Genomic DNA, 14,684 nt, shown 5'->3' on the forward strand with positions numbered 1-14,684 from the left:
ACAGAGGTTTGAGTTGAGCAACTTTCGGGCCGCCCCACAGCTGTGCAGACTTGCCCAGTTTACGTCCACTGTGATTACACACGAAGTACGTGCGGATCCCGCTCGGTTATCCACAGCATTGCGTGGATAACCCTGCGCGAGAAAATCGGAAAACTGTGAGGGTCGACCGACCCATCGGCCGGTCGATGTCAGCCGATGTGCCGACCGCGCAACGCGCGGATCAGAAACCGCGCCGGGTCCACGGCATCGGCGAGTTCGCGCTCGAGCGGCAGCGGTTCGCCCTCGAGTTGGGATGCGATCAGCTCGGCGCCGAGCGCGGCCCATACGAGGCCGCGCGAGCCATAGCCGAATGCGCCGTACAGACCGGCGGTGCGTGGCAGGTCGCGCGCCTTCGCACCGCTCAGCGCGCGTGCGTTCGCGACGGCCTGTGCTTCGTCGGCGAGCGGACCGATCAGCGGCACCCGGTCGGCAACGACCCAGCGGAACGCGACGCGGCCGCGCAGCGCATCCGGGTCCGGCAGATCGCCGATCAGGCCAGGCAGCAGATGCCGGACGCGCTCGACGTTTTCGATATGTCCGGCGGTGCGCATCGACGGATCGACGTCGTCGGGCTCGAAAGTCGCGCCGATCAGCAGCGTGCCGTCGTCGAGCGGCACCGCGTAACCGTCGCCGATCGTCGGGCATGGCAGCGGCGCGGTGCTGCCGGGCGGCAGCAGCGTGAGCTGGCCGCGTACCGGTTGCACCGCGACATGCCGCAGGCCCGCGAGCCGCACGGCGTCGCCCGCGTTCGCAAGCACGACGACCGGCGCTTCGGCCAGCGTGCCGCCCGCCGCATCGAGTGCGCGCCACGCATCGCCGTGCCGTTCGAGCCGCGCGACTTCGGTGCCGGCGACGAGCGTCACGCGCTCCCCGGCGGCCGCGACCTGCGCGGCGCACACGCCGGCCGGCCATACGGCGCCGCCGTGCGGAAACAGCAGGCCGCCGTGCGCGACCGGCAGGTTCAGATGCGCGCGCGCGGCGTCGGTGTCGAGCAGCGACGCGTAGTCGGATGGCGTGCCGAGCGCATCGAGTGCGTCGCGCATCCGCGTGAAATCGTCGGCCGATTCCGCGAGATGGATCATGCCGTGCGTGCTGCGCGCGAACGCATGACCGGCCGCTTCGAGCGCGCGCCAGCGTGCGAGCGCATGCAGAAAACCGGTGCGCGTGAGCCGGCTCGCGATGTTGTCGTCGCGCGTCATCAACGGATGGAATACGCCGGCCGGATTGCCCGACGCGTCGCTTGCAATCCGCTCGTGCCGCTCGATCAGCGTGACGTCCCAGCCGCGCGCGGCGAGCCGTTCGACCACCGCGCAACCCGCGAGGCCCGCGCCGATCACGATCGCGCGGCGCACCGCAACCGGCAGCGCGCGCGGCGGTTCGTGCCGGCGCATGCGCCAGCGCGGCGCATATTCGCCGATGCGCAGCGCCGGCTCGCCTGCGCAATCGTCGACGTCGCGATGCGTGAAACCCGTTGCATCGAGCGCATGTTTCACGGTGTCGTCGTGCGAATGCGTTGCGTAGGTCGCGCCTTCCGCGGCGATGCGCGCAAGCGCGCGAACCACGTCGGCCGACACCGGATCGTCGGGCCCGACCGATGCGCGCTGACCGAGATAGAACGCATCGGCGCGTGCGACGAGCCGTTGCAGCAGGTCCTGCGCATTGCCGAATGCGAGCGTGAGCACCACGCGCCCGGCGTCGAATTCGAGCCGGTGCAGGCCGGGCACGAGCATCGGCCATGCGTCGACGAGTGCCGCGGCGTGCGTCGCTACGTTCTCCGAAATGCTTGTGTGCGTTGCGAGGTTTGAAACGGCACGACGCAGGTCGTCGCGCGAGAACGGATGCGGCTCGACCGCGACGAAATGCAGCCGCTCGCAGCGCCGCGGATCGTCGCGCCATGCGGCCCAGGTCGCGAGGAAGTGGCCGCCCGCGCCGAATCCGGTCTCGACGATCGTGAACGTGCGGCGGCCGTGCCAGCGGGCCGGCAGCCCATTGCCGGCCAGCATGCGATGCGCGTGCGCGAGCGCGCGCGACGCGTCGCGATGGAGGTCGCCGTACTGCGGCGAGACGAGTGTGCCGTCGTCGCGAACGGCGAGCGTGGCGGGAACGAGTCGGTCGGGCATGCGAAACAAAAAACGTGGCAGCCAAGCCTGGCAAGGGATTGCGCGGAGGCGTCCGCGACGCCGTTGGCAAAAACCAACGGCGTTGCGCGCGGGCGGACCCGCCTGCGTATCCTGTCCGGTTGGCGCAGGTCAAAAAACGGCCAATCGACGATTCATTCGGCGAAACACCGATGAAAATCTTTGAAACCCTTGTCGTTATTGGGTTTGCGCTGCGCTATCATAGCAACGCCGTACCGCGGGGTGACCTCCGGCAAGCCGGAGGGCGCGTCGCGCGGGCCAGGATTCGGCGCTGTGCCGTCGGAGCCAGACTCTCGACGGCACGGTTCGCGCACGTATAATCGGCGCGTTCGCGCTGTTCGTGTCAACCTAACCTGAAAAAGGAACCTTAATGAACAAACAGGAACTGATCGACGCCGTCGCCGCCCAAACGGGCGCAAGCAAGGCTCAAACCGGCGAAACGCTGGACACGCTGCTCGAAGTCATCAAGAAGGCCGTGTCGAAGGGTGATGCGGTTCAGCTGATCGGCTTCGGCAGCTTCGGTTCGGGCAAGCGCGCAGCACGTACGGGCCGCAACCCGAAGACCGGCGAAACCATCAAGATCCCGGCAGCCAAGACGGTCAAGTTCACGGCTGGCAAGGCGTTCAAGGACGCCGTCAACAAGCGTTAAACCAGCGCCTGTTCAAAAGAAAAACCCGCCATTCGGCGGGTTTTTTGTTGGGCGCGCGCGGCATTTTTGCCACAGTCCGCGCCCGTCTTGCAAGAATTGACGGTTGATTTCGCGCGCCGTTTTTACCGGCCGTTACACGTGCACGATCTGCGCGTCACCCGGATCCTCGTCGTCGTGCGAGTCGACATCCCACGCCGGAAACGGATCGTCGAATGCGCGCCATTGCTCGGCGCCGAGCGTGAATTCCGCATCGGTGAGCAGGCACGCGTCGAGCTTCGCGCGCCATGCGTCGGCGTCGAGACCGATGCCGATCAGCACGAGTTCCTGACGACGATCGCCGACCGAACGGTCGTCGATGTCCCCGTGCCATTCCGCGCGAATTTCGCCGAGCAGGTCGTCATCGTCCGGCCATTCCGCGCGATCCTGCGCGGCCCACCACAGGCCCGCGGGGCCGTGCCGGCATACGCCGCCCGCCTGCGACAGCGAACCCGCGATGTCGTTGCGCGTGGCAAGCCAGAAGAATCCCTTGCTGCGCAGCACGCCCGGCCACTCCTGATGCAGGAGCGCCCAGAGTCGCGCCGGATGAAACGGCCGGCGCGCGCGATAGACGAAATTACCGATGCCGAATTCGTCGGCTTCGCCGTGCACGTGCGCATGATGCGCATCGTGGCATTCGGGATCGTCGCAATCGGTGTGATCGTGATCGAGCGATGCGAGCCAGCCCGGCGCGTTCGCGGCTTCGTCGAAATCGAAGCGGCCGGTGTTCAGCACGTCGGCGAGCGGCACGTTGCCGAACGACGAAACGACCTGGTGTGCGCGCGGATTGAGCCGCGCGAGGATGTGCTGCAGGCGCGCGAGTTCGTCCGCGCCGACGAGATCGGCCTTGTTGATCACCAGCACGTCGCAGAATTCGATCTGCTCGATCAGCAGCTCGACGAGCGTGCGATCGTCTTCGTCCGACGCGGCGATGCCGCGCGTCGCGAGCGCATCGTCCGAACCGTAGTCGCGCAGAAAATTGAATGCATCGACGACGGTGACGAGCGTGTCGAGCCGCGCGACGCTCGCGAGCGATGTGCCGTCGTCGTCGACGAACGTGAAGGTTTCGGCGATCGGCATCGGCTCGGCGATGCCGGTCGACTCGATCACGATCGCATCGAAGCGGCCGTCCGCCGCGAGAGTGCGGATCTCGACGAGCAGGTCGTCGCGCAGCGTGCAGCAGATGCAGCCGTTCGACATTTCGACGAGACGCTCTTCCACCTGCGACAGCGCCTGCGCATCGCGCACGAGCGACGCGTCGATGTTGACCGCCGCGAGATCGTTGACGATCACCGCGACCTTCAGGCCCGCACGGTTGGCGAGGATGTGTTTGAGCAGCGTGGTCTTGCCGGCGCCGAGAAAACCGGACAGCACGGTGACGGGCAACGGCTGGTTCATTGCCGGATTCATAGCGATATGCACCAACGGAAAAAATGAAAAAGCGGCCGCGGCGCCTTTCAGGGGGCGCGATCGGCCAGGGGCCGGGCGAAACTGCGGCGTGAGCCCGCATTGTGCATCAAACGCGCGCCGGCCGAGCGGCACGGCGTGCGCGCGCGATGCGGCGCGGCGTCACGGCGTGGGCGGCAGCAGCTTCCACTGCGTCAGGATCCCGGCGATCTGCCGCGCGTACTTGTCGCGCAGCGACGGCGTTTCCGAATGATAGGCGCCGACGGCCTGCCATGTGTTGCCGTAGCGATTCATCTTCTGGCGCAGGTGCCACGCGGCGATGTAGACGTTCTTGCACGGCTCCATCAGCGTGTCGCGGCCGATCCCGTAGCGCGACAGCGTCGGCAGGTGGATCGAGTTGATCTGCATCAGGCCGTAGTCGACCGAGCCGTTGTTGTTCTTGTTCAGCGCATCGGGCCGGTTGCGCGATTCCTGCCACGCGATCGCACGCAGGATCAGCGGATTGACCTTCTGGTAACGGGCGGCCTCGTCGAAACAATCCGCGCGCGCGTTTGCGCAGGCCAGCCACATGCCGGCGGCGATCAGCGCGATCGAAGCGAACCGTCTGTTCATGGTGCGGAAACGAAAAAGGAAATGGCGCGAGGGTCGGGAAAACCCGTGTTCTTTAATTGCGCGACGAGAAACGTGCCGCCCGTATCATAACCGGCAGTCCTTCACGTTGCGACATCGGGCAGACGGCAGGCCGGTTATCGCGCAGGTCCGTGTCGATTCATCGCAGATCGACGGCGATGACTGGAAGGCCGGTCCGGGCCGGAATCTTACATATTGCATACACTGCACCAGATACATGTCGTATGTGAGACAGTCCTCGGGTCAATGTGATATTTCGGACATGAAAAACTGCTAATGTCGCGCCTTTAGGACTTGGATCTCAGCACTACCGCCGGAAGTGGCCTGAGCCGGCATCGACCCATTCATCCATGACAAGAAATCGCTTCGTTATGCGGCGCGTTGCCACGACCCTGATGGTCGCCGGCATCATCGTCTCGCAGGCCGCCTACGCTCAGGTCACGCTCAATTTCGTGAACGCGGACATCGATCAGGTCGCGAAGGCGATCGGCGCCGCAACCGGCAAGACCATCATCGTCGACCCGCGCGTGAAGGGGCAGCTCAATCTCGTGGCCGAACGGTCGGTGCCGGAAGACCAGGCGCTGAAGACGCTGCAGTCGGCGCTGCGCATGCAGGGCTTCGCGCTCGTGCAGGATCACGGCGTGCTGAAGGTCGTGCCCGAGGCCGACGCGAAGCTGCAGGGCGTGCCGACTTACGTCGGCAACGCGCCGCAGGCGCACGGCGACCAGGTCATCACGCAGGTGTTCGAGCTGCGCAACGAATCGGCGAACAACCTGCTGCCGGTGCTGCGGCCGCTGATCTCGCCGAACAACACGGTCACCGCCTATGCGGCGAACAACACGATCGTCGTCACCGACTACGCGGACAACGTGCGCCGCGTCGCGCGGATCATCGCGGGGATCGACAACGCCGCGGGCGCGCAGGTGCAGGTCGTGCCGCTGCGCAACGCGAACGCGATCGACCTCGCCGCGCAGATGCAGAAGATGCTCGACCCGGGCTCGATCGGCAACAGCGACGCGACGCTGAAGGTGTCGGTCACGGCCGATCCGCGCACCAATTCGCTGATGCTGCGCGCATCGAGCGCCGCGCGTCTGGCCGCGGCCAAACGCCTCGCGCAGCAGCTCGACGCGCCGAGCGCGGTGCCCGGCAACATGCACGTCGTGCCGCTGCGCAACGCCGATGCGGTGAAGCTCGCGAAGACGCTGCGCGGGATGCTCGGCAAGGGCGGCGGGAACGACAGCGGCGCGTCGGCGTCGTCCAACGATGCGAACAGCTTCAACCAGAGCGGCGGCTCGTCGTCGAGCGGCAACTTCTCGACCGGCACGTCGGGCACCCCGCCGCTGCCGTCGGGCGGCCTGGGCGGTTCGTCGTCCTCGTCCGCGTATGGCGGCGGCTCGTCCGGCGGCGGCCTCGGTACGGGCGGCCTGCTCGGCGGCGACAAGGACAAGAGCGGCGACGACAACCAGCCGGGCGGGATGATCCAGGCCGACTCGGCCACCAACTCGCTGATCATCACCGCGCCCGATCCGGTTTACCGCAACCTGCGCTCGGTGATCGACCAGCTCGACGCACGGCGTGCGCAGGTCTATATCGAAGCGCTGATCGTCGAGCTGAACTCGACGACGCAGGGCAACCTCGGCATCCAGTGGCAGGTCGCGAGCGGCCAGTTTCTCGGCGGCACGAACCTGAGCCCCCAACTGGGTATGGGCAACAGCATCGTCAATCTGACGACGGGCTCGCCGGGCACCACCGGGGCCGGCCTGGCGGCCAACCTGGCTATGCTGACCCCAGGCCTCAACATCGGCTGGCTGCACAACATGTTCGGCGTGCAGGGGCTCGGCGCGCTGCTGCAATACTTCGCGGGCGTGAGCGACGCCAACGTGCTGTCGACGCCGAACCTGATCACGCTCGACAACGAGGAAGCGAAGATCGTCGTCGGCCAGAACGTGCCGATCGCGACCGGCTCGTATTCGAACCTGACGAGCGGCACGACGAGCAACGCATTCAATACCTACGACCGCCGCGACGTCGGCCTGACGCTGCACGTGAAGCCGCAGATCACCGACGGCGGGATCCTGAAGCTGCAGCTCTATACCGAGGATTCGGCGGTCGTCAGCGGTACCACGAACGCGCAGACCGGCCCGACCTTCACGAAACGCTCGATCCAGTCGACGATCCTGGCCGACAACGGCGAGATCATCGTGCTCGGCGGCTTGATGCAGGACAACTACCAGGTGTCGAACAGCAAGGTGCCGCTGCTCGGCGACATCCCGTGGATCGGCCAGCTGTTCCGTTCGGAATCGAAGGTGCGCGCGAAAACCAACCTGATGGTGTTCCTGCGCCCGGTGATCATTTCCGATCGCAGCACCGCGCAGGAAGTCACGGCCAACCGCTACGACTACATCCAGGGCGTGACGGGCGCATACAAGTCGGACAACAACGTGATCCGCGACAAGGACGACCCGGTCGTCCCGCCGATGCCGCTCGGCCCGAGCCAGGGCGGTACGCCGGCCGGCAACCTGTTCGATCTCGACAAGATGCGTCGCCAGCAGTTGCAGCGTCAGGTCGCGCCGGTGCCGGCCCAGCCGTTGCCGGAGGCGACGCCCGCGCAGCCGCAGAGCGTGCCGCAGCAGCCGGTGCCGCAACAGCCGCTGACCGCCACGCCCGGAGCCTCGCAGTGAGCGACGTGCTCGCGTCCTCCGCCCACGACGGCGCGCCGGGCGAACGGCAGCCGCCGTCGCCGCTCGCCGCGCGCCTGTTGCCGTACGGCTTCGCGAAGAACGGCCAGGTGCTGATCGCGCACCAGCTCGACGACACGCTCGAGGTGTGGATCAGCGAACGCACGAGCGACGCGGCGCTCGCGGAAATCGCCCGCAACTTCGGCTCGATCTCGGTGCACCGCGTGCCGGCCGACGAGCTCGCGCAGGCGATCAACCAGGCCTACGCGCGCCAGGACGGCAGCGCCGCGCAGATCGTCGGCGAGGTCGAAGGCGAAGTCGACCTGTCGCGACTGATGCAGGACATCCCGGAAGTCGAGGATCTGCTCGAATCGGAAGACGACGCGCCGATCATCCGGATGATCAACGCGCTGCTCACGCAAGCGGCGCGCGAACAGGCGTCGGACATCCACATCGAGCCGTTCGAGAATGCGTCGGTCGTGCGCTTTCGCGTCGACGGCACGCTGCGCGACGTCGTGCGCCCGAAGAAGGCGCTGCACGGCGCGCTGATCTCGCGGATCAAGATCATGGCGCAGCTCGACATCGCCGAGAAACGCCTGCCGCAGGACGGCCGCATCACGCTGCGCGTCGGCGGCCGGCCGGTCGACGTGCGCGTGTCGACGCTGCCGACCGGGCATGGCGAGCGCGCGGTGCTGCGTCTGCTGGAAAAGGATGCGCAGCGGCTGAACCTCGAAGCGCTCGGGATGGGCCGCGACACGCTCGTCCAGTTCGACAAGCTGATCGCCCGCCCGCACGGCATCGTGCTCGTCACGGGCCCGACCGGCTCGGGCAAGACGACGACGCTGTACGCGTCGATGTCACGGCTCGAAACCGCGACGACCAACATCATGACGGTCGAGGATCCGATCGAATACGACCTGTCCGGCATCGGCCAGACGCAGGTGAACGAGCGGATCGGAATGACCTTCGCGCGCGCGCTGCGCTCGATCCTGCGTCAGGATCCGGACGTGATCATGATCGGCGAAATCCGCGACCTCGAAACCGCGCAGATCGCGGTGCAGGCATCGCTGACGGGCCACCTCGTGCTCGCGACGCTGCACACCAACGATGCGGCGTCCGCCGTCACGCGTCTGACCGACATGGGCGTCGAGCCGTACCTGCTCGCATCGTCGCTGCTCGGCGTGCTCGCGCAGCGTCTGGTGCGCCAGCTCTGCCCGGTATGCAAGGAAGAGCGGCAGGAAGACGGCCGCACCGTGTGGCATCCGGTCGGCTGCGCGAAGTGCGGCCATTCGGGTTATGCGGGCCGGCGCGGCGTGTACGAACTGCTGGTGATGGACGACGCGATCCGCTCGCTGATCCACCGCAACGCGGCCGACGCGGAGATTCTCGCCGCGGGCCGCGCGCAAGGCATGCGCACGCTGCGCGACGACGCCGAGCGCTGGCTCGCGGCCGGCGCGACGTCGCTCGAGGAAGTGTTGCGCGTGACGGGAGGCGCATAGCGCGATGCCGGCATTCCGTTTCGAAGCCATCGATTCGGCGGGGCGCGCGCAGAAAGGCGTGATCGAGGCCGACAGCGCGCGCAACGCACGCGGCCAGCTGCGCACGCAGGGGCTCACGCCGCTCGTCGTCGAACCGGCCGCCAGCGCAAGCCGCGGCGCACGTTCGCAGCGGCTCGCGTTCGGCCGCAAGCTGTCGCAGCGCGAGCAGGCGGTCCTCACGCGCCAGCTCGCGAGCCTGCTGATCGCCGGGCTGCCGCTCGACGAGGCGCTCGGCGTGCTGACCGAGCAGGCCGAGCGCGACTACATCCGCGAACTGATGGCCGCGATCCGTGCCGAGGTGCTCGGCGGCCATTCGCTCGCGAACGCGCTGGGCCAGCATCCGCGCGATTTCCCCGAAATCTATCGCGCGCTCGTCGCGGCCGGCGAGCACACCGGCAAGCTCGGCATCGTGCTGTCGCGCCTGGCCGACTACATCGAGCAGAGCAATGCGCTCAAGCAGAAGATCCTGCTGGCGTTCACGTATCCGGGCATCGTCACGCTGATCGCGTTCGGTATCGTCACGTTCCTGCTGAGCTACGTCGTGCCGCAGGTCGTCAACGTGTTCGCGAGCACGAAGCAGCAGTTGCCGCTGCTGACGGTCGTGATGATGGCGCTGTCGGAGTTCGTGCGGCACTGGTGGTGGGCGATCCTGATCGCCGTCGCGCTGGTCGTGTGGTTCGTGAAGGCGACGCTGTCGCGCGCGGGGCCCCGGCTCGCGTTCGATCGCTGGGTGCTGACCGCGCCGCTCGCCGGCAAGCTCGTGCGCGGCTACAACACGGTGCGCTTCGCGAGCACGCTCGGCATTCTGACCGCGGCCGGCGTGCCGATCCTGCGCGCGTTGCAGGCGGCCGGCGAGACGCTGTCGAACCGCGCGATGCGCGCGAACATCGACGATGCGATCGTGCGCGTGCGCGAAGGCTCCGCGCTGTCGCGCGCGCTGAACAACGTGAAGACGTTTCCGCCGGTGCTGGTGCACCTGATTCGTTCCGGCGAGGCGACGGGCGACGTGACGACGATGCTCGACCGCGCGGCGGAAGGCGAGGCGCGCGAGCTCGAGCGTCGCACGATGTTCCTGACGAGCCTGCTCGAGCCGCTGCTGATCCTCGCGATGGGCGGCATCGTGCTCGTGATCGTGCTGGCCGTGATGCTGCCGATCATCGAGCTGAACAACATGGTGCAGTGACGGCCTGACGGACGATCGGGCCGGCGCCGTTCAGCGCATGTAGATCGCGGGAGACGGCGTGTTCGCGGGGAGCTGGACTTCGGCGTGCGCGCCGTTGCGATCGATGATGATCGAGCGGGGGCGGACTTCGGCGAGCTTCGCGCCGGGCGTGAGATCCGCGCCGAGCGACACGGCGCGCGGCGGTTCGCCGCTGACCCCGATGATCGCGGCGGCGCCGTGAGCGAGCGCGAGAATGCCGAACAGATGGATGTCCTGCACGGGATTCTTGTCGAGTTGCCCGCCGAAGAGCGCGGCGGCGTCCTCGGTGCGGATCGGCATCCGCACGGCGGCGGCGGGCAGCGGCGCTTCGCGGGCGGACAGCGTGACGACCCAGTAGGTGGCCGTCGCGCACAAACCCGCGAAGAGGGCGAGGGATAGGATCCGGATCGAGAGCGCGTTCATGCGCGCTATTGTACGGATGTATATGAAATTTGCGTTGGGTGAAGGCCCTCGGCAATGCGCGCCTTACAATGCGTGCTCCGCGCCCGGGGTGCCGGAAGCTTGTCGTCAGGCAGGCGTCCGGGATGCACGCCGGATGTGTCACTCAATCGACGACATTTTTGGAAAGAGGTAGTCAGTATGCAAACGTGGATCACTCGCCGTAATGCGGCCGTGCGCCGTCAGCGCGGTTTCACGCTGATCGAGATCATGGTGGTGGTCGCGATCCTCGGGATCCTGGCGGCACTGATCGTGCCGAAGATCATGAGCCGCCCCGACGAGGCGCGCCGCATCGCCGCGAAGCAGGACATCGGCACGATCATGCAGGCGCTCAAGCTGTACCGTCTCGACAACGGCCGCTATCCGACCCAGGAACAGGGGCTGAACGCGCTGGTCCAGAAGCCGACCACCGATCCGATCCCGAACAACTGGAAGGACGGCGGCTATCTCGAGCGCCTGCCGAACGATCCGTGGGGCAACGGGTACAAGTACCTGAACCCGGGCGTGCACGGCGAGATCGACGTGTTCAGCTACGGCGCCGACGGCAAGGAAGGCGGCGACGGCAACGACACCGACATCGGCTCGTGGCAGTAAGCGTGCGCTGACCGGCCCGACGTTCGTTCCCGTTCTTCATTTCATGCCCGCCCTTCGCACGCCGTTGCACTCGGCACGCGGCAGTCGCGCCGGCCGCGACAGCTCCGTGCGTCGCGGTGCGGCCATCGCTGCTGCGCCGACGCGCGCACGCGGCTTCACGCTGCTCGAGATGCTGGTCGTGCTGGTGATCGCGGGGCTGCTGGTGTCGCTCGCGTCGCTGTCGCTCACGCGCAATCCGCGTACCGACCTGCGCGAGGAAGCGCAGCGCATAGCGCTGCTGTTCGAAAGCGCCGGCGACGAAGCGCAGGTGCGTGCCCACCCGATCGCGTGGCAGCCGACCGCGCACGGCTTCCGCTTCGACGTAAGCTCGCCCGACGGCTGGCGCACGCTGCGCGACGACCTGCTGCGCCCGCGCGACTGGGACGGCGGCGTCACGAGCGCCGAGATCGATTATCCGGGGTCGAACACGCGTGCGAGCCGCGTCGTGTTCGGCACCGAAAGCATCGACACGCCCGTGCGCGTGACGCTGCATTCGGCCGTCGGCACCGCGACGATCGTCGGCACCGGCAACGGCCGCTACGAGGTGCAATGACGATGCGTCGTCGTAGGCCCTTCCCGCTTGCTTCGTTCCGCGCGTCGAAAGCGCTTCGCTCGGGGCGCGCCGACGGCACGCTCTGCCGCGCCCGCGGCTTCACGATGATCGAGGTGCTCGTCGCGCTCACGATCATCGCGGTCGCGCTCGCCGCGTCGATCCGCGCGGTCGGCACGATGGCGACCAATGCGTCCGATCTGCATCGCCGGCTGCTCGCCGGATGGAGCGCCGACAATACGCTCGCGCAGTTGCGGCTCACGCATGCGTGGCCGGAGGTCGGCGAGCAGAGTTTCGACTGTTCGCAAGGCAACGTGCAGCTGCTCTGCACGCAGCGTGTCAGCACGACGCCGAACCCCGTGTTCCGGCGCGTGCAGGTGTCGGTGAGCATGCCGGGGCGCGCCGGCGTCCTCGCGCAGATGGTCACGGTGGTCGCGAATGAAACCAGCCGTCCGCTCTGACGCGCCGCCGCCGCGGCCCGCGCGTTTCGTCGGCTCGCGCCGCGTGCGCGGCTTCACGCTGATCGAACTGATGATCGCGATCGCGATTCTCGCCGTGGTCGCGATTCTCGCGTGGCGCGGGCTCGACCAGATCATGCGCGGTCGCGACAAGGTCGCGTCCGCGATGGAAGACGAGCGCGTGTTCGCGCAGATGTTCGACCAGATGCGCATCGACGCGCGGCTCGCCGCGACCGACGACGAGGCCGGCCAGCCGGCGATCGGCGTCGCCGGCAACACGCTGCAGATCGTGCGCGCGCTCGACGTGCCGGGCGCCGCGCAGCGGCTGCAGGTGGTCCGTTACCGGATCGCCGGCGGGCGCGTCGTGCGTTATGCGTCGCCGCCGATCGACGATGCGAACCGGCTGCACGAGGTGCTGAAGGACAGCAGCGTCGACGGCTGGACCTGGGTCGCGTTGATGGGCGGCGTCGGGGCCATCGACGCGAAGCTGTACGTGCCGCGCGTGGGCTGGACCACCAATCTGCAGACGGCCAACGACGCGCTCGCGCAGAACAACGATGCGCTGAAGGTGCCGCAGATCGGCAACGCGCCGCCCGCGCGCGCGGTGACGGGGCTGCAGGTCAGCATCGGCGCGACGTCGCTGCGCGTGCCCGTCACGCGCATCTTCCTCGTCGGGGAATGACGATGCGCACGCGCCCTCCCCGCCTCCGGTGCGCCGCGCGTGCCGCCACGCGCGTGCCGGCGCGCGGCCGCCGCGAACGCGGCGCGGCGATCATCACCGCGCTGCTGGTCGTCGCGCTGTCGGCGATTCTCGTGTCCGGCATGCTGTGGCGCCAGCAGGTGCAGATCCGCCGCATCGAGAACCAGCGCGTGCTCGCGCAGGCGCAGTGGGTCGCGCGCGGCGCGCTCGACTGGACGCGGATGATCCTGCGCTCCGAAGGCGACACGGCGCCCGGCATCACCTATCTCGGCGGCATCTGGGCCGTGCCGATCGCGAAGACCAAGCTGTCGGACTTCCTCGGCCGCATCGGCGCGCCCAACGGCGGCGGCGAAGACACCTATATCTCCGGATCGATCGAGGACGCGCAGGCGAAGTTCAACCTGCGCAACCTCGTGTCGTCGCCGGCGCCCGGCGTGCTGCAACTCAACGCGATGCAGCTCCAGGCGCTCCAGCGGCTGCTGACGACGCTCGGCTACGACGGCGCGCTCGCGAAGCGGATCGCGCTGCAGATGCGCGCGGGCCTCATGCATTCGGCCACGCGTTTCCAGACGCCGACGCTGCCCGGCGCCGGCACGGCCGCCACCGCGCCGGTGCCCGGCGGCGACATGGCCGGCAACTTCACCGACGATCCCGGCATGTCCGGCGGCGACCGCGGGCCTGCCCCGCTCGTGATGACGGGCGTCGACAGCCTGCTCGACGTCGGCGGCGTGACGCCCGAGATGGTCGCGCGGCTGCGCCCGTTCGTCACCGTGCTGCCGACCACGACGCCCGTGAACATGAATACCGCGCCGGCCGAGGTGATCGCCGCGCTCGTGCCGGGGATGGGCGTGTCGTCGGCGCAGGCGCTCGTGGCGCGCCGCGAGACCGTGTTTTTCCGCAACGTCGGCGACGTGCAGCTCGCGCTGCGCGGTGCCGGCGCGCCGAACGTGACGCTCGACTCGAGCGTCGTCGACGTCAATTCGAGTTACTTCATCGTGCATGGCCGGATCCAGCACGATCGCGCGGAGGTCGATCGCACCTCGCTCGTGTATCGTGATCCGACCACGCACTCGACGCGGGTCGTGCGCATCCGCGACCAGCTATAACGACGCCATTCGGGAGAGGAGCTCTTGAGCACGCTGATTGTTTCTTTGCCGCCGCGCGAGCCGGCCGTGCCGTTGCAGGAATGGCAGTGGCCCGAGCTGCCGTTTACGCTCGTCGACAAGGCCGGCCACGTGCAGCGCGCGGGCCGCGCCGCGCTCACGCTGCTGCCGCGCGCGAACGCGACGGTGCTGATCGTCGCCGCGCGCGACGTGTTGCTGCTGGCCGCGACCGTGCCGCCGCTCAAGGGGCCGAAGCTGCGCCAGGCGTTGCCCAACATCATCGAGGATCAGCTGATCCAGGATCCGGCCGGCTGCCACATCGCGCTCGATCCGGTGGCGCTGCCCGACGGGCGCCGGGTGCTGGCCGTCGTCGACCGCGCGTGGTTCCGCACGATCTGCGACGCGTTCACCGCGGCCGGCCATCGGCACCTGAGCGCGGTGCCGGCGACGCGCTGCCTGCCGGCG

General features: G+C 68.1%; 14 protein-coding genes. 10 read left to right on the forward strand and 4 right to left on the reverse strand.

The genetic code is table 11. The features are described 5' to 3' along the window. Positions 1-188 precede the first annotated feature (188 nt). Complete coding sequence (gene mnmC, locus O1Q03_RS12785) at positions 189-2,159, reverse strand: bifunctional tRNA (5-methylaminomethyl-2-thiouridine)(34)-methyltransferase MnmD/FAD-dependent 5-carboxymethylaminomethyl-2-thiouridine(34) oxidoreductase MnmC (protein WP_269503878.1); 1,971 nt, start codon at positions 2,157-2,159, stop codon at positions 189-191. Between the two features lie 388 nt (positions 2,160-2,547). On the opposite strand from mnmC, the gene O1Q03_RS12790 reads away from it, so the two are divergent. Then, positions 2,548-2,826 (forward strand): HU family DNA-binding protein, encoded by a 279-nt coding sequence (locus O1Q03_RS12790; RefSeq protein ID WP_006401505.1) that lies wholly within the window; start codon positions 2,548-2,550, stop codon positions 2,824-2,826. Positions 2,827-2,958: 132 nt separating this feature from the next. Here O1Q03_RS12790 and O1Q03_RS12795 read toward each other — a convergent pair whose 3' ends face one another. Next, positions 2,959-4,272 (reverse strand): GTP-binding protein, encoded by a 1,314-nt coding sequence (locus O1Q03_RS12795; protein WP_269503879.1) that lies wholly within the window; start codon positions 4,270-4,272, stop codon positions 2,959-2,961. 159 nt (positions 4,273-4,431) lie between these two features. Continuing rightward, entirely contained in the window at positions 4,432-4,881 is a 450-nt protein-coding gene (locus tag O1Q03_RS12800; RefSeq protein ID WP_269503880.1) for a lytic transglycosylase domain-containing protein, read from the reverse strand. A 368-nt stretch (positions 4,882-5,249) separates the two neighbouring features. Between O1Q03_RS12800 and gspD the strand changes: the two genes are divergently transcribed. Genes gspD through gspF form a run of 3 tightly spaced genes read left to right on the forward strand, consistent with a single transcriptional unit; the run spans position 5,250 to position 10,298 of the window. Then, on the forward strand, positions 5,250-7,580 hold the full coding sequence (gspD, locus tag O1Q03_RS12805; RefSeq protein ID WP_269503882.1) for a type II secretion system secretin GspD: 2,331 nt from the start codon (positions 5,250-5,252) through the stop codon (positions 7,578-7,580). Then, positions 7,577-9,076: a type II secretion system ATPase GspE gene (gene gspE, locus O1Q03_RS12810; RefSeq protein WP_269503883.1), complete on the forward strand. Its 1,500-nt coding sequence runs from the start codon at positions 7,577-7,579 to the stop codon at positions 9,074-9,076. The genes gspD and gspE overlap by 4 nt, the downstream gene beginning before the upstream one ends. 4 nt (positions 9,077-9,080) lie before the next feature. Next, on the forward strand, positions 9,081-10,298 hold the full coding sequence (gene gspF, locus O1Q03_RS12815; protein ID WP_269503884.1) for a type II secretion system inner membrane protein GspF: 1,218 nt from the start codon (positions 9,081-9,083) through the stop codon (positions 10,296-10,298). Positions 10,299-10,328: 30 nt separating this feature from the next. Here gspF and O1Q03_RS12820 read toward each other — a convergent pair whose 3' ends face one another. Next, the gene (locus O1Q03_RS12820) at positions 10,329-10,739 is read right to left on the reverse strand and encodes a type II secretion system protein N (RefSeq protein WP_269503885.1); all 411 of its coding nucleotides are present in this window, start codon (positions 10,737-10,739) and stop codon (positions 10,329-10,331) included. A gap of 177 nt (positions 10,740-10,916) precedes the next feature. On the opposite strand from O1Q03_RS12820, the gene gspG reads away from it, so the two are divergent. The 6 genes from gspG to gspL all read left to right on the forward strand — a co-directional run. Then, entirely contained in the window at positions 10,917-11,369 is a 453-nt protein-coding gene (gene gspG, locus O1Q03_RS12825) for a type II secretion system major pseudopilin GspG (RefSeq protein ID WP_269503886.1), read from the forward strand. A gap of 43 nt (positions 11,370-11,412) precedes the next feature. After that, positions 11,413-11,961, forward strand: coding sequence for a GspH/FimT family pseudopilin (locus O1Q03_RS12830; RefSeq protein WP_442865782.1), 549 nt, complete (start codon positions 11,413-11,415; stop codon positions 11,959-11,961). After that, entirely contained in the window at positions 11,958-12,419 is a 462-nt protein-coding gene (gspI, locus tag O1Q03_RS12835) for a type II secretion system minor pseudopilin GspI (protein WP_442865783.1), read from the forward strand. The genes O1Q03_RS12830 and gspI overlap by 4 nt, the downstream gene beginning before the upstream one ends. Beyond that, entirely contained in the window at positions 12,397-13,098 is a 702-nt protein-coding gene (locus O1Q03_RS12840) for a PulJ/GspJ family protein (protein WP_269503887.1), read from the forward strand. Before gspI ends, O1Q03_RS12840 begins: the two co-directional genes overlap by 23 nt. Positions 13,099-13,100: 2 nt before the next feature. Beyond that, positions 13,101-14,222 carry a type II secretion system minor pseudopilin GspK gene (gene gspK / locus O1Q03_RS12845; protein WP_269503888.1) on the forward strand — a complete coding sequence of 374 codons (1,122 nt, stop codon included), beginning with the start codon at positions 13,101-13,103 and terminating at the stop codon, positions 14,220-14,222. Between the two features lie 24 nt (positions 14,223-14,246). Next, positions 14,247-14,684 (forward strand): type II secretion system protein GspL (gspL, locus tag O1Q03_RS12850; RefSeq protein WP_269503890.1); only part of this gene is annotated, 438 nt, incomplete at its 3' end.

It is taken from the genome of Burkholderia sp. IMCC1007, assembly GCF_027257875.1.
Taxonomy (GTDB): Bacteria; Pseudomonadota; Gammaproteobacteria; order Burkholderiales; family Burkholderiaceae; genus Burkholderia.